13 protein-coding genes are annotated in these 14,522 nt (G+C 73.9%); 6 read left to right on the forward strand and 7 right to left on the reverse strand.

Annotation, left to right across the window (positions count from 1 at the left end; genetic code table 11):
- Nucleotides 1-485 precede the first annotated feature (485 nt).
- Complete coding sequence (locus ACWDNY_RS26145; RefSeq protein ID WP_451648241.1) at nt 486-1,658, forward strand: acyl-CoA dehydrogenase family protein; 1,173 nt, start codon at nt 486-488, stop codon at nt 1,656-1,658.
- Between the two features lie 481 nt (nt 1,659-2,139).
- On the opposite strand, the gene ACWDNY_RS26150 is transcribed toward ACWDNY_RS26145, so the two are convergent.
- Nucleotides 2,140-2,583, reverse strand: coding sequence for a hypothetical protein (locus tag ACWDNY_RS26150; RefSeq protein WP_451648242.1), 444 nt, complete (start codon nt 2,581-2,583; stop codon nt 2,140-2,142).
- A gap of 263 nt (nt 2,584-2,846) precedes the next feature.
- On the opposite strand from ACWDNY_RS26150, the gene ACWDNY_RS26155 reads away from it, so the two are divergent.
- The 4 genes from ACWDNY_RS26155 to fxsA all read left to right on the forward strand — a co-directional run bounded on the left by ACWDNY_RS26155 (nt 2,847) and on the right by fxsA (nt 7,169).
- Nucleotides 2,847-3,287, forward strand: a complete 441-nt coding sequence (locus ACWDNY_RS26155) for an Lrp/AsnC family transcriptional regulator (RefSeq protein WP_451648243.1) — start codon at nt 2,847-2,849, stop codon at nt 3,285-3,287.
- A gap of 300 nt (nt 3,288-3,587) precedes the next feature.
- Nucleotides 3,588-5,201 carry an amidohydrolase gene (locus ACWDNY_RS26160; protein WP_451648244.1) on the forward strand — a complete coding sequence of 538 codons (1,614 nt, stop codon included), beginning with the start codon at nt 3,588-3,590 and terminating at the stop codon, nt 5,199-5,201.
- Nucleotides 5,202-5,733: 532 nt separating this feature from the next.
- The gene (locus ACWDNY_RS26165) at nt 5,734-6,534 is read left to right on the forward strand and encodes a polyprenol monophosphomannose synthase (protein ID WP_451648245.1); all 801 of its coding nucleotides are present in this window, start codon (nt 5,734-5,736) and stop codon (nt 6,532-6,534) included.
- Nucleotides 6,535-6,614: 80 nt separating this feature from the next.
- Nucleotides 6,615-7,169: an FxsA family membrane protein gene (gene fxsA, locus ACWDNY_RS26170; protein ID WP_451648246.1), complete on the forward strand. Its 555-nt coding sequence runs from the start codon at nt 6,615-6,617 to the stop codon at nt 7,167-7,169.
- Nucleotides 7,170-7,316: 147 nt separating this feature from the next.
- Here fxsA and ACWDNY_RS26175 read toward each other — a convergent pair whose 3' ends face one another.
- From ACWDNY_RS26175 to yczE, 4 genes are all read right to left on the reverse strand, one after another.
- On the reverse strand, nt 7,317-7,691 hold the full coding sequence (locus tag ACWDNY_RS26175) for an RNA polymerase-binding protein RbpA (RefSeq protein WP_009187548.1): 375 nt from the start codon (nt 7,689-7,691) through the stop codon (nt 7,317-7,319).
- Between the two features lie 278 nt (nt 7,692-7,969).
- The gene (locus ACWDNY_RS26180; RefSeq protein WP_451648247.1) at nt 7,970-9,316 is read right to left on the reverse strand and encodes an MFS transporter; all 1,347 of its coding nucleotides are present in this window, start codon (nt 9,314-9,316) and stop codon (nt 7,970-7,972) included.
- Nucleotides 9,317-9,380: 64 nt separating this feature from the next.
- Nucleotides 9,381-10,148 carry a glycerophosphodiester phosphodiesterase gene (locus tag ACWDNY_RS26185; RefSeq protein ID WP_451648248.1) on the reverse strand — a complete coding sequence of 256 codons (768 nt, stop codon included), beginning with the start codon at nt 10,146-10,148 and terminating at the stop codon, nt 9,381-9,383.
- Entirely contained in the window at nt 10,145-10,864 is a 720-nt protein-coding gene (gene yczE, locus ACWDNY_RS26190; RefSeq protein WP_451648249.1) for a membrane protein YczE, read from the reverse strand. Before yczE ends, ACWDNY_RS26185 begins: the two co-directional genes overlap by 4 nt.
- Before the next feature lie 34 nt (nt 10,865-10,898).
- On the opposite strand from yczE, the gene ACWDNY_RS26195 reads away from it, so the two are divergent.
- Nucleotides 10,899-12,398, forward strand: a complete 1,500-nt coding sequence (locus ACWDNY_RS26195; protein WP_451648250.1) for an SCO1417 family MocR-like transcription factor — start codon at nt 10,899-10,901, stop codon at nt 12,396-12,398.
- A gap of 133 nt (nt 12,399-12,531) precedes the next feature.
- Here the strand turns inward: ACWDNY_RS26195 and ACWDNY_RS26200 are convergent, their stop codons facing one another.
- A complete protein-coding gene (locus ACWDNY_RS26200; protein WP_451648251.1) occupies nt 12,532-14,121 on the reverse strand; it encodes a hypothetical protein in 1,590 nt (529 codons plus the stop codon).
- A gap of 80 nt (nt 14,122-14,201) precedes the next feature.
- Nucleotides 14,202-14,396 carry a hypothetical protein gene (locus ACWDNY_RS26205; RefSeq protein WP_451648252.1) on the reverse strand — a complete coding sequence of 65 codons (195 nt, stop codon included), beginning with the start codon at nt 14,394-14,396 and terminating at the stop codon, nt 14,202-14,204.
- Nucleotides 14,397-14,522: the final 126 nt, after the last annotated feature.

Genomic DNA, 14,522 nt, shown 5'->3' on the forward strand with positions numbered 1-14,522 from the left:
GCTCGGTACCGCCCCGGGACGCGCCGCGCTCCCCCGCGCTACTGTCACTGTCGAGGGACAACCATCCCGACCACTTCCCGGGCCTGTCGCGGCACTGGGCCCCGCCGCCCGACTGCCCGCGGGTTCTCGGCCCGCCCCCGCCGGCGGCGTCCGGGCGGTTCATGCCCCCTGCCGGCGGGGCCTTCGGCAGAGCCGGCCGCGCCTCGACGAGGGCCGTCCGCCGGCGCCGGATCACGGGAGGGTCACCGCCCGCCGCTCCAGGGTGCGGCGCGGTCCCGAACGGCCTATCCTTTTCTCGAAGTAAGCGGTCGTTAACCGGTGACGCCGTCGTTCCGATCGGGCATACTCACAGCCCACAGCCGCTGGTCAGCAGCTTCCGTGACCCGGAAGAGCGAGCGACGGCCGAGCCCAGGAAGACCCGGCGGAGCCGCCCCACCCAAGGCGCACGTCCGCCGATGTGCCCGACAAGGGAGGAGAGCGTCGCCATGCCCGACCGCGCCCCGCAGCCGGTGGACCGGCAACTGCCCACGGACGAGGCCCGGGATCTGATCTCGCTGGTCCGTGACATCGCGCAGCGTGAGATCGGCCCGAAGGCGGCCGAGGAGGAGGACGCCGGGCGCTTCCCGCGCGAGGTCTTCACCCTGCTGTCGCAATCGGGCCTGCTCGGCCTGCCGTACGACTCCGAGTACGGCGGCGGTGACCAGCCGTACGAGGTCTACCTGCAGGTCCTCGAAGAGCTTGCCGCCGCCCGGCTCACCGTCGGCCTCGGTCTCAGCGTCCACACGCTCGCCTCCTACGCCCTCGCCGCCTACGGCACCAAGCAGCAGCAGGTCGAGCACCTGCCCGCGATGCTCGGCGGCGGCCTCGTCGGCGCGTACGCCCTGTCCGAGCCGTCCTCCGGCTCGGACGCCGCGTCCCTGCGCACCCGGGCCGTCCGGGACGGCGACAGCTGGGTGCTCACGGGCACCAAGGCCTGGATCACGCACGGCGGCATCGCCGACTTCTACACGGTCATGGCGCGCACCGGCGACGAGGGCCCGCGCGGCATCACGGCCTTCCTGGTGCCCGGCGGCGCCGAGGGCCTGAGCGCCGCGGCGCCGGAGAAGAAGATGGGCCTCAAGGGCTCGCCCACCGCGCAGATCCACCTCGACGGGGTGCGGATCCCCGACGAGCGGCGCATCGGCGAGGAGGGGCAGGGCTTCGCCATAGCGCTGTCCGCCCTCGACTCCGGGCGGCTCGGCATCGCGGCCTGCGCGATCGGCGTCGCCCAGGCGGCGCTCGACGGGGCCGTCTCCTACGCCGCCCAGCGGCGGCAGTTCGGGCGGCCGATCGCCGACTTCCAGGGGCTGCGCTTCATGCTTGCCGACATGGCGACGCAGATCGAGGCCGGCCGTGCGCTGTACCTGACGGCGGCACGCCTGCGGGACGCGGGCCGGCCGTTCGCACGGCAGGCGGCCATGGCCAAGCTGTTCTGCACCGACACGGCCATGAAGGTGACCACGGACGCCGTCCAGGTGCTCGGCGGCTACGGCTACACGGCGGACTTCCCGGTCGAGCGCTACTTCCGGGAGGCCAAGGTCCTGCAGATCGTCGAGGGCACCAACCAGATCCAGCGGATGGTCATCGCGCGTCACGTCGCGGGTCCCGAGACGCGCTGACCTGTCCGGGGCCGGCCGGAGGCGCCGCCAGGCGGACCCACTCCGGGTCGTGGCGCCCCGGCAGGGTCCGGCCCCGGTCGGCCCAGGCGCGCAGCAGGTCCCGGTAGATCGGCGGGTCCTGGAGGTGCGGCGGCCCCGGGGCAACCGGTTCCGCGGGCGCCGTCACCAGGATGCGGCGTCGGTGTCCCGTGGCCGTAGTTCGGGAGCTCATGCCCGGGCAACGGCGCGCGGGGCGGGCAGGTCACCGCCGTGGGCAATCGCGCGTGCGTTCACCGTCGTCCACGCCGCTCGGCTCAGAGGCGGTCACGGACGTCGACCGCCGTGCACGGCGCGGTGTTTGAGGGCACGTCACTCGCGGCGCGCCCGTCGCTTCGGCGACGCGGATGCCGGGGCGCGGTGACAGTGCGGGGGAGACATCTCCGGTGCTGCACCACGGCGCGTGCGCCATGGTGCAGGGGATCACAGGACGGGCCGCGCTCGCTCAGGCGGCCTGGCGGCGCATCGCCGGCACCCGCATCGGGCGGGAGCCCGGTCCGCCGACGTGCGAGAAGGGCTGCATCCGCCAGTCGAGCCCATGAGGGAGCGTCAGCAGCAGGGCGGCATCCTGCTCCTGGGGCCGGTGCGACTCGTCCGCGGGGCGGGCGTCGGAGGCCCGGCGACCGGTGCCGGCGCAGACCGTGAGGCCGAACGGGTTCCACGGAGAGGCGCACAGCGCGTGCTCCGGCAGCACCTCCTCGTCCGCCAGCAGTGCGATGGGCTGCGCGCACTCCGGGCAGATCACCCGGTACATCTCGAAGGTGTCGTAGGCGTCGGTCTCGTCGAACACGTCGGAGCCGTCGGGTTCGACGCCCTCCGGCTCGGGCTCGACGACGACCGGCTGCTGCCGCTTGGACGCGGAACGACCTGGGCGCTTAAGACTCTGCATGGGATTCTCCCCCTCGGGCTGGGCCGTGAAGGCGCTGCGGCCTCGACCACAGCAAGCACTTCCCTCCGGACCCGGGGGGTAATCACGAGAGCATCACGGAGTCGTGTGCCGGAGTCTGTGGCGTTCGTCACATCCCGCTACCCGCGGTCGTGCCCGGTGGTTCCGGGGGCGGCTCCCGCATCGCCGCGGACACATCACGAACCGGGTATGGCCTGGGCCGCCGAGTATCCGAGGGGATCGGGCGCCCTGTAGGTTCTAGCGCCATGGAGGAGCTGGACCGACAGATCGTGCAGCTGCTCGTCAAGGACGGGCGGATGAGCTACACCGACCTGGGCAGGGCCACGGGGCTGTCCACGTCGGCCGTGCACCAGCGGGTGCGGCGGCTGGAGCAGCGTGGCGTCATCCGCGGCTACGCCGCGGTCGTCGACCCCGAGGCCGTGGGGCTCCCGATGACCGCCTTCATCTCGGTGAAACCGTTCGACCCGAGCGCCCCCGACGACATCGCGGACCGCCTGGCGGGCGTGCCGGAGATCGAGGCCTGCCACAGCGTCGCGGGCGACGAGAACTACATCCTGAAGGTGCGGGTCTCCACCCCGCACGAACTGGAGGAACTGCTCGCCCGGGTGCGCTCGCTGGCGGGGGTGTCGACCCGCACCACGGTGGTGCTGTCGACACCGTACGAGGCCCGGCCCCCGCGCGTCTGACGCTCCCGCGCACCCGCCTCCGCGCCGGCCGGCCACCCGTGCACGGCTTCCGCGCAGCTGAGTCACCCGCGCGCCGGGGCGCCGCGGGTCCGGCCGGTGTCCCTTTCGGGCGCGGGAAGCAGCACCCGCGCCCCCCAAAGACCCTCCGGCCGACGTCGGCACCTCGCGGCGTCGCGGGCGGCGCGGACCCGGTTCACGCGCGTGCCGGCGGCAGGGGCCCGGCCCGCCCGCGGCCGGGCGGTGCGCGTCCTCGGCCGACCTGCCTGCCCGGCGGCGCGCGCCGCGGGAGAGACTGTTCCCATGAGTGAGCGCACCGCCCCGACGAAGACCGTCCTGCTCCGCCGCGGAGAGGTCCACAGCCCCGCCGACCCGTTCGCCACGGCGATGGTCGTCGAGGCCGGACAGATCGCCTGGGTCGGTTCCGAGGGCGCGGCCGACGCCTTCGCGGACGGCGTCGACGAGGTGGTCGACCTGGACGGCGCCCTCGTCACCCCGGCGTTCACCGACGCCCACGTGCACACCACCGCCACCGGGCTCGCCCTCACCGGTCTGGACCTGTCCGCGGCACCGTCCCTGCAGGCCGCCCTCGCGCTGGTGCGGGACTTCGCCGCCGCCCGTCCGGACGACCGCGTCCTGCTCGGTCACGGCTGGGACGCGGCCCGCTGGCCCGACGGCCGGCCCCCGGCGCGTGCCGAGCTCGACGAGGCCACCGGTGGGCGTCCGCTCTACTTGAGCCGGATCGACGTGCACTCGGCCGTCGTCACCACGGCGCTGCTCGACCTCGTCCCCGCACTCGGCCCCGTCGCCGACGCCCCGCTCACCGCCGACGCCCACCACGCCGTGCGCGCGGCCGCGTTCGGCGCCGTCACGCCCGCCCAGCGCGCCGCCGCCCAGCGCGCCGCCCTCGCCCACGCCGCCTCCGTCGGTATCGGCTCGGTCCACGAGTGCGCCGGCCCGCAGATCTCCTCCGAGGACGACTTCCAGGACCTGCTCCGGATCGCGGCGGGGGAGCCGGGCCCGCGCGTCGTCGGCTACTGGGCCGAATCGGGCGACGAGGGCGTCGCCCGGGCCCGGGAACTGGGCGCGGCGGGAGCGGCCGGCGACCTCTTCGTCGACGGCGCCCTCGGCTCGCACACCGCCTGTCTGCACCAGCCCTACGCCGACGCCGGGCACACCGGCACCGCCTACCTGGACGCGGCCGCCGTCGCGGCCCATGTCGCCGCCTGCACCGAAGCGGGCCTCCAGGCGGGCTTCCACGCCATCGGCGACGCCGCCGTCAGCGCCGTCGTCGAGGGCATGCGCGCCGCCGCCGACAAGGTGGGCCTGGCCCGGGTCCGTGCCGCCCGGCACCGCGTGGAACACGCCGAGATGCTCACGCCGGAGACCGTCGCGGCCTTCGCCGAGCTGGGCCTGACCGCCTCCGTGCAGCCCGCATTCGACGCGCTGTGGGGCGGCGAGGAGGGCATGTACGCACAGCGGCTCGGCGTCGAGCGGGCCAGGACGCTCAACCCCTTCGCGGCCCTCCTGCGCGTCGGCGTGCCGCTCGCGTTCGGCTCCGACAGCCCCGTGACGCCGCTGGACCCCTGGGGGACCGTCCGCGCGGCGGCCTTCCACCACACCCCCGAGCACCGGGTCTCCGTGCGCGCGGCGTTCGCCGCACACACGCGCGGCGGCTGGCGGGCGATCGGACGCGACGACGCGGGTGTCCTGGTGCCGGGCGCACCCGCCGACTACGCCGTCTGGCGTACCGGTGAGCTCGTGGTCCAGGCCCCCGACGACCGGGTCGCCCGCTGGTCGACCGACCCGCGGTCCGGCACGCCCGGTCTGCCCGACCTGACCCCGGGCCGCGACCTGCCCGTCTGCCTGCGCACCGTGGTGGGCGGGCGGACGGTGTTCGTACGGCCGGGCGAGTGATCTGCCGGGGCGGCAGGGTGGCGCCGAACGCCCGCCGCCCCGTCACGCGACCTGCGCATCCTTCGCACCGTGCCCGCTGCGGGGGCGTCCGCGCAGCTCAAGAGCCTGTTGACAGGCCGCGGCGGAGGGCCGGTAGGTTCTGCCGGGTCCACCACCGGACGCCCGACCGGGGAACTTCCGCGCAGGCGTCGCAGCGCCGCTGGGTCAGGGACGGTGTGCCGCACCGGGTCACCGTCACTGGGAGCCAGGCCCAGCGCCCGCGCCGGCGGGGAACGTTCCGGACGGTCGGCAGGGTGGGTGACCCGGGCGGGGCCCGGGCGCTCAGTAGACAACGGCTTTCGGTCGATCCGCAGCCAGCGGGTCCCGGGTCGGCCCGAAGGGCGCCGGGCCCCCTCCGCAGGGCACACGCAGGCAAAAGCGACTTCCTACCCCGCTCCCGTCGAATCGACACCACCAAACGCACGTGCCGTCGCGTCACCGCAGGCCGTGGCCACTATGGTGGTCCTCTGCGTATGGACGTGAAGGGGCAGCAGTGAACGACGGCGACGGGAACCTCGTGGCACCGGCCCAGCAGAGGCAGTTCGGCCCGCTCGGCACGGCCTTGGTGATCATTCCGACCTACAACGAGGCGGAGAACGTCAAGGCGATCGTGGGCCGCGTGCGCAAGGCGGTTCCCGAGGCGCACGTGCTCGTGGCCGACGACAACAGCCCCGACGGCACCGGCAAGCTCGCCGACGAGCTGGCCGCCGAGGACGACCAGGTCCATGTGCTGCACCGCAAGGGCAAGGAGGGGCTGGGCGCCGCCTACCTCGCGGGCTTCCGCTGGGGTCTGGAGCACGACTACGGCGTGCTGGTCGAGATGGACGCCGACGGCTCCCACCAGCCCGAGGAGCTGCCCCGGCTGCTGACCGCGCTGAAGGGGGCGGACCTGGTGCTCGGCTCCCGCTGGGTGCCGGGCGGGCGAGTGGTGAACTGGCCCAAGAGCCGCGAGTTCATCTCCCGCGGCGGCAGCCTCTACTCCCGTATGGCGCTCGACCTGCCGCTGCGCGACGTCACCGGCGGCTACCGGGCCTTCCGGCGCGAGACCCTCGAAGGTCTCGGCCTGGAGGAGGTCGCGTCGCAGGGCTACTGCTTCCAGGTGGACCTGGCCCGACGTGCGGTGAAGGCCGGCTACCACGTGGTCGAGGTGCCCATCACGTTCGTCGAGCGGGAGCTGGGCGACTCCAAGATGAGCCGCGACATCCTCATCGAGGCGCTGTGGCGGGTCACGTCGTGGGGCGTGGGGGAGCGGGTGGCCCGGATCGCGGGCCGCGACACCCGGGCGCAGGGGTAGCGGTACCGTCCGCGCGGCGGGTCCGGACCCGTGCAGCCCCTCTTGCGCCGCGTTGAGCCGGGGCCAGGCACACTGGACGCATGACGACTGGCGCTCCGACCTCCCCCTCCGCCGCCCGGCCCCGCCGCTCCCGGCTGCGCTCCTGGCTGCCGCTGGGTGTAGCCGTGTGGCTGGTGCTGGAGGTCTGGCTGCTGACGCTGGTCGCGGACGCGGCGGGCGGATTCACGGTCCTCCTGCTGCTGGCCGCCGGGTTCCTGTTCGGCGCGGTGGTGATCAAGCGGGCGGGCCGGCGCGCCTTCCAGAACCTGAACGAGGCGCTGCGGGTCGGAGGCGCCCCGGCGCGCGGCGGCGGCAACGGCTGGATGATGCTCGGCGGCCTGCTGCTGATGATCCCCGGCCTGATCTCGGACGCGCTGGGCCTGCTGCTGCTCCTGCCGCCGCTGCAGAAGGCCGCCGGCCGTCTCACCGAGCGCACCGTCGGCCGCAGCCTGCGCGGCTCCGCCCCCGGGGGTTTCGGCGACGCCTTCCAGCAGGTCCGCATCCACCGCCCCGACGGCAAGGTCGTCCAGGGCGAGGTGATCCGGGAGGAGCCCGGGGACACCCCGGGGGAGCAGCACCCGCCGCTCACCCGCTGACGGTGCCGTGGGGGTCCGGTGCCGCGGCCCCGCCTGCCACGAGCGCGGGGGCACCGTGCCGACGGACAAAGACCGCGGGCGCCGTACCTGAGGTACGGCGCCCGCGGTCATGTGCGTGCGCTGCTTCCGGCCGAGCGCGTCCGGGGCCTACGCCGACTTGCGGCTGTCCCGGGGATGAACAGCGATGTTCATCGCACCCGAGCGCAGGACGGCGAGACGCTCCTCGAGGACCTCTTCGAGCTCCTCACGGGTGCGCCGCTCCATCAGCATGTCCCAGTGCGTACGCGCGGGCTTGGCCTTCTTCTCCTCAGGGCCGTCGCCGTCCACCAGGAGTGCCGGGGCCCCGCAGACCTTGCACTCCCACTCCGGCGGGATCTCCGCCTCGACCGAGAAGGGCATCTCGAAGCGGTGCCCCTTCTCGCATGCGTACTCCACGGCCTGGCGCGGAGCCAGGTCGATGCCGCGGTCCGTCTCGTAGCTGGTCACCACGAGGCGCGTGCCGCGAAGAGCTCGCTCACTCATGAATCGTGCCTCCCGGGCTTGTCGCCCACAGGACAGGTGTCGCTGTCGTCGTCATCCGGTCAACGTCCGGTCGGCGGTAAAGATTCCCGTCCCGAGTCCCGTTTCGGGCCATGCGTCGCCGTCGTAGCCGCAGCCTTGTCAACCAGTGCAGTACCCACCGACGCCCGGTTTGTCACCTCTGCAAGGAGATGTCACCCAGCGTTCGGGCAACTTCAACGCGCAGTAACGGTACGCCTGGCAGGCCAAACGCGTACACTACATCCCTTTCACGCCGAGCGCTAAATCCGCTCGGGGACCGGATTGCCCGCGTCGTGGATCGCCCGCCGCACCGGAACCCGGGCGAGCAGGGCGAAGCCGATCACGAAGAACGCCACCAGCGACACGATCGCGTCCCGGTAGCTCCCGGTCAGCTGGTAGGTGATCCCGAACAGCAGCGGCCCCAGCCAGCTCATGCCGCGGTCGCTCATCTCGTACGCCGAGAAGTACTCGGCCTCCTTGCCCGGCGGCACGAGGTGGGAGAACAGCGACCGGGACAGTGCCTGGCTGCCGCCGAGGACCAGCCCGATGCCGGCGGCCAGCACGAAGAACCACACGGGCGCGCCGGCCGGCAGGAAGTACCCCGCGCCCAGGGTGGCCGTCCAGGCGAGGAGGGAGCCGAGGATCGTCCGCTTCGTGCCGTAGGTCCGGGCCAGCCGCCCCATGCCCAGCGCCCCCGCCACCGCCAGCACCTGGACCATCAGCACCGCGGTGATGAGCGTCGACTGGCTCAGGCCCAGTTCCTCGGACCCGTACACCGACGCCTGCGAGATCACCGTCTGGATGCCGTCGTTGTAGATCAGGTAGGCGAGCAGGAAGGCCAGCGTGAACGGTTTGCCCCTCATGTCCCGGACCGTGGCCGCCAGTTGGCGCCAGCCGTGCGCCGGCGCGGCCGCGGTCCCGGTACGGCGGTCGCGCAGCCGTTTCAGCGGGACCAGCGTGAAGGCGCCCCACCACAGCCCCGCCGAGGCCAGGCAGATCCGCACGGCCATGGACTCGGAGACCCCGAAGGAGCCGTGCGCGGTGAACAACACCAGGTTCGCGACCAGCACCAGGGAGCCGGCCGCGTAACCGAGGGCCCAGCCCCGGGACGAGACCGCGTCGCGCTCCTCGGGCGCCGCGATCTGCGGCAGATAGGAGTTGTACAGGACCATCGAGACGGCCAGGGACGCGTTGGCGAGGACGAGCAGGACGCCGCCGAGCAGATACCGGTCGCCGTCCAGGAGGAACAGCCCCGAGGTGGCCGCGGCGCCCGTGTAGGCGGCGGCCGCGAGCAGCGGTTTCTTGCGTCCCGTGCGGTCGGCCGCCGCGCCCGCGACCGGCATGACCACGATGGCCAGGATCACGGAGGCCGACACGCAGTAGGCGAAGAACGACCCTGCCCGGACCGGAACGCCCAGGGGGTGCACGAACCCCGCCGGGTCCGCCGCCGACTGGGCGACCGCCGTCAGATAGGGGCCGAGGAACACGGTGAGCACGCTCGTCGAATAGACGGAGCACGCCCAGTCGTAGACGTACCAGCCCCTTTGCTCACGGCGCCGCCCGGCGGCCTCGCCGGCCGCCGGTTCCCGCACGGTGTCGGTGCCCACCCGTGCCCTCGCCTCCCCGCTGCTGGTGCCGCGCCGGCCCCCGGGGCCCGAGCGCCGCGGGCCCTCAGGCCCAGACGCCCCGCTCCTCCATGACCTGGCGCAGCGTGTCGATGTGATCGGTCATGATGCCATCGACGCCCAGGTCCAGCAGCCGGTGCATCAGCGTCGGCTCGTTCACCGTCCAGACGTGCACCTGCAGCCCGCGCGCGTGGGCGGCGCGCAGGAACAGCGAGTCCACCACCGGGACGCCCGACCGGGAGACCGGGACCTGCGCGGCGACCGCCGACGTGCGCGGCGCGGCCGGCAGCCCCCAGGACCGCAGCCGCAGGCCCAGCACCCCGCGCGTGCCGTACGACGTCGCCAGACGGGGCCCGGCCAGCCGCTGGGCCCGGACCACGCGCGCCTCGGAGAACGAGCCGACGCACACGCGGTCCCAGGCGCCGGTCCGCCCGATCAGCTCCAGCAGCGGACCCAGCGCGGATTCCGCCTTCACGTCGACGTTCCAGCGCGCCTCGGGGAAGGTCTCCAGCAGTTCCTCGAACAGCGGCACCGGCTCGCGGCCCCCCACACGCGCCTGCCGGACCTCCGCCCACGGCAGGTCCGCGATACGCCCCGCGCCGTCGGTCACCCGGTCCAGCGTCGCGTCGTGCAGGGCGGCCAGCCTGCCGTCCGCCGTGGCGTGGACGTCGGTCTCCATGTACCGGTAGCCGAGCTCCACCGCGCGCCGGAACTGCGCCACGGTGTTCTCCAGACCGTCGGCGGCGCCGCCGCGGTGCGCGAAGGCGAGGGGGCCCGGGTGGTCGAGATACGGGTGGCGTACGAGGGTGCTCACGGACGCAGTATCGCCCGTCGGGGTGTCACCGGGGCAACGGCCGTGCCGCTCGCGGATACCGCCGGGACGGCGAACACCCGCAGGAAGAGCTGGGCCAGCGGTCCGATGGCCACCGCGTACAGGAGCGTTCCCACCCCGATCGTGCCGCCGAGGACGAAGCCGGTGACGACCACCGCCACCTCGACGGCCGTCCGCATCAGGCGGATCGAGCGGCCCGTGCGCCGGTGCAGCCCGGTCATCAGCCCGTCGCGGGGACCGGGTCCGAGGCGGGCGGCGATGTAGAGGCCGGTGGCCACGCCGTTGAGCAGGATGCCCGCCAGCAGCAGGGGAATCCGGACGGTCAGGGCGTGCGCGCTCGGCACCAGGGCGAGCGTGCCGTCCATGGCGAGGCCGACGACGAAGACGTTGGAGACCGTGCCGAGGCCCGGGCGCTGGCGCAGGGGGATCCACAGCAGCAGCACCGCCGCGCCGACGACGATCGACACCACGCCGATCGTCAGGCCGGTCAGCTCGGCCAGCCCCTGGTGCAGCACGTTCCACGGCTCCAGGCCGAGACCCGCCCGGACGAGGAGCGCGGAACTCGCGCCGTACAGCGTGAGCCCGGCGTAGAGCTGGACCAGGCGTCTTCCTGGGCGTCCCGGTGCGGACACGACATCCCCCTGGGTGGTAGTGGTGGCCTGACTCGTGACACTCTGTGGCGGGGAAAGACATGCCATCCATGGCCAATTCCGGGAAGGTGGACTGGTAGTCATGGCGCAGTGGACCTCAGCGGTGGGTGCCGCGCAGCTCGCCCGGCTGCTCAACTCCCAGCAGGACCGGCCGGCGGGCCCCGGCACGCGCCGCCCGCCCGCCTACCGCGCGCTCGCCGACGGCATCCGGCTGCTGGTCCTGGAAGGCCGCGTCCCGGTGGCCGCCCGGCTGCCGGCCGAGCGGGAACTGGCCCTGGCCCTGTCCGTCAGCCGCACCACGGTCGCCGCCGCCTACGAGGCGCTGCGCACCGAGGGCTTCCTGGAGTCGCGCCGCGGCGCGGGCAGCTGGACCGCCGTGCCGGCGGGCAACCCGATCCCCACGCGTGGTCTGGAGCCGCTGCCGCCCGAGTCGCTCGGCTCGATGATCGACCTGGGCTGCGCCGCGCTGCCGGCACCCGAACCGTGGCTCACCCGCGCGGTGCAGGGCGCGCTGGAGGAACTGCCGCCCTACGCCCACACACACGGCGACTACCCGGCCGGACTGCCGGCGCTGCGCTCGATGATCGCCGAGCGGTACACCGCGCGCGGCATTCCGACGATGCCCGAGCAGATCATGGTGACGACGGGTGCCATGGGCGCCATCGACGCCATCTGTCATCTGTTCGGGGGCCGCGGTGAACGCATCGCGGTCGAGTCGCCGAGCTACGCGAACATCCTGCAGCTGATGCGGGAGGCGGGTGCGCGCCTCGTCCCCGTCGCGATGGCCGAGGGACTCACCGGCTGGGATCTGGACCGCTGGCGCCAGGTGCTGCGGGAGGCCGCGCCGCGCCTCGCCTACGTCGTCGCCGACTTCCACAACCCCACCGGCGCCCTCGCCGACGAGGACCAGCGGCGCAGGCTGGTGGAGGCGGCCCGGTCGGCGGGGACCGTGCTCGTCGTCGACGAGACGATGAGCGCGCTGCACCTCGAACCGGACCTGGAGATGCCCCGGCCGGTGTGCGCCTTCGATCCGGGCGGGTCGACGGTGATCACCGTCGGATCGGCCAGCAAGGCCTTCTGGGCCGGGATGCGCATCGGCTGGGTCCGGGGGGCTCCCGATGTCATCCGCAGTCTGGTCGCCGCGCGTGCCTACGCCGATCTGGGAACCCCGGTACTGGAACAGCTGGCGGTGAACTGGCTCTTCGGCACTGGTGGTTGGGAACAGGCCGTGGAGGTGCGGCGCGGGCAGGCCAGGGAGAACCGGGACGCGCTGGTCGCGGCGGTCCGGCGGGAGCTGCCCGGTTGGGAGTTCGAGGTGCCGCGCGGCGGGCTCACGCTGTGGGTGCGCACCGGCGGCCTGTCGGGGTCCCGGCTCGCCGAGGCGGGGGAGCGGGTGGGCGTGCGCGTCCCCTCCGGTCCGCGCTTCGGGGTCGACGGCGCGTTCGAGGGGTATGTGCGGCTGCCGTTCACCGTCGGGGGAGCGGTGGCCGAGGAGGCGGCGACGCGCCTCGCGGCGGCGGCGCGGCTGGTGGAGTCGGGCGGGAGCACCGGGGGAGAGGCGCCGCGGACGTTCGTGGCGTGACGTCGGGGCAACGGCCGCCGTCCGCCGCGGGAGAGGGGGCGGGCGGTGCTGCGGTGCGGTGCGCCCGGACACGGTCCCGGGCGCCTCGGACCGGGCGGCTCCCGGGCCTCCCCGGTCCGTGCTCACGCACCGCTCAGGAGGGTTCCGGCACGGCCGCCTCCGGTGTCGCGGCCTTGGCCGGCACGGGCTCCGGGACCGTTTCCCCGTCCGCGGGTGTGGTCTTCGGCGGCAGCAGGTCCAGCACCGCCTGACGGTGCGCGTCGCTCGCGTGGTCGTCGTACGGGTCGGGGGTGGCCGGTACCTGGAGCCGGTGGACCGCGCCCGTGCCCAGCCGCGCGTACCCGCGCCCGGGAGGGACCGACGGGAGCGGCGTGGTGTGCGGCGGTGCCCCGAGGACCGCCTTGAGCTGCTCGGCCGTCGCGGGGCCGAGGACGACCCGGGCGCGTGTGTGCTGCCGCACGGCGTCGCTGAGGGCGTCGGCGCTGTCGAACTGGTCTGCCACGACGACGGTCACGTTCACCGCACGGCCGTGCCGCAGTGGCACCTGGAGCAGGGTCTGCGGGTCCTTGCGGCCGTCCGCGGCGGCCAGGTGCGTGAACGCGGTCGGCCGGTCGAGCAGGAGCCACAGGGGCCGTCTGGTGTCGTCCGGCGGTGGGTGGCCCGCCTGCCGGGCCCGGTTCACGGCGACCAGCCGCCGTTCGGTCTCCGTGGCCGCCCACTCCAGGCTCGCCAGCACCCCGGTCAGCCCGCACTCGACCGCCAGGACGCCGTCCCGGCCCGTCAGGCAGGCGTACTCACCGGTGCCGCCGCCGTCGACGACGACCACGTCGCCGTGCTGGAGGACCTGAAGCGCGATGGAGCGCAGCAGGGTGGAGGTGCCGCTGCCCGGCTGGCCCACGGCCAGCAGGTGCGGCTCGGTCGACCGCAGGCCCGTGCGCCAGACCACCGGCGGCGCGTCCCGGTGCTCCTCGCCGTGGGTGAGCGGGAGCGTGCGCTGGACCTCGGCGGGATCGGTGAAACCGAGGACCGTCTCGCCCGGGGCGGTGACGAAGCGCTGGGCGGCGATGTCGGTGGGGAGCGGGGCCAGCGCGGTGACGGTGAGCTGGTTGCCCTCCTCGTCCCAGGCGAAGAGGTACTCACGCCCGCGGCCGGCCTTCGCGGCGAGCAGGTGCTCGATGCGGGCGCGGGCCTCGGGCTCGCCGTCGGTGAAGTAGGCCGGGTAGCGGATCAGCAGGTGGCAGACGCGTCCCGAGTCGTCGAACTCGTAGTCCGTGAGGGCCTGCGTCCAGTCGCCGCCGTGCGTGTACAGCGGAGCGGGGTCGTCGGCGGCCGTGAAGTACGGGACCAGGGCGTCGTACAGCGACTTCAGGCGCTGGGTGCGCGCCTCGTCGGGGGCCCCGGGCTTCGCCGGGGAGCGGTCCCGGCCCTGCCAGGCCGCCGCCGCCATCAGCGTGACGGCGGCCAGCAGGAGGCCGTACGGGACCAGTGCCACGGCCAGGAACAGCGAGGCCACCAGGAACAGCAGCGGCCCGCGCCGGTCCTTGGGGGTGTCCGCCCACCTGCGCCGCCCGGCCGCGGCCAGCCGGCCCAGCCCGCGGGTGATCGTGATCAGCGGGTGGAGGACGTCCGTGGCGCTGTCGGCCGCCGTCCGGGCCAGGTCCCGGCTCCGCGCGAGCTGCGCGCTGCCTGTGCTCAGGATGCGGGGGAGGGGGCGCCGGGCCACTGCTGCCTCCTGGAGGTCCGTACCGGATGGGTGCCCCTGGACGCGGCGTGCCGGAGTCCTCGGGGGAGAGGCCGGCGGCGTCAAAACCTCATGCCGCCGAGGAGACCCGCCAGGCTCTCGCCGCCGGCCTTGATGCTCGGGGCGAGCGCCGTGCTCGAGAGGTAGAAGCCGAACAGCGCCGAGGTACAGGCGTGCGACGCCTTCAGTCCGTCCTTGCGGAAGAACACGAAGACGATCACGCCGAGCAGGACGACGCCTGAGAGGGAGAGGATCATTGCGATCTCCTGGTGTCGAGGGGACAAGTCACCCTGAGTCCTTCCAGGATCACAGCTTGTATCCATATGACAAAAGGTGCAACTGGGTGAAATGGGATCGGTTTCCCTCCCTGGGTGCGGCTGCTC

It is taken from the genome of Streptomyces sp. NPDC003697 (assembly GCF_053587115.1).

Coding starts and splice junctions, on each gene's coding strand:
- ACWDNY_RS26145 (WP_451648241.1), top strand. CDS start 486: ATGCCCGACCGCGCCCCGCAGCCGGTGGACCGGCAACTGCCCACGGAC.
- ACWDNY_RS26150 (WP_451648242.1), bottom strand. CDS start 2,583: ATGCAGAGTCTTAAGCGCCCAGGTCGTTCCGCGTCCAAGCGGCAGCAG.
- ACWDNY_RS26155 (WP_451648243.1), top strand. CDS start 2,847: ATGGAGGAGCTGGACCGACAGATCGTGCAGCTGCTCGTCAAGGACGGG.
- ACWDNY_RS26160 (WP_451648244.1), top strand. CDS start 3,588: ATGAGTGAGCGCACCGCCCCGACGAAGACCGTCCTGCTCCGCCGCGGA.
- fxsA (WP_451648246.1), top strand. CDS start 6,615: ATGACGACTGGCGCTCCGACCTCCCCCTCCGCCGCCCGGCCCCGCCGC.
- ACWDNY_RS26175 (WP_009187548.1), bottom strand. CDS start 7,691: ATGAGTGAGCGAGCTCTTCGCGGCACGCGCCTCGTGGTGACCAGCTAC.
- yczE (WP_451648249.1), bottom strand. CDS start 10,864: ATGGCATGTCTTTCCCCGCCACAGAGTGTCACGAGTCAGGCCACCACT.
- ACWDNY_RS26195 (WP_451648250.1), top strand. CDS start 10,899: ATGGCGCAGTGGACCTCAGCGGTGGGTGCCGCGCAGCTCGCCCGGCTG.
- ACWDNY_RS26205 (WP_451648252.1), bottom strand. CDS start 14,396: ATGATCCTCTCCCTCTCAGGCGTCGTCCTGCTCGGCGTGATCGTCTTC.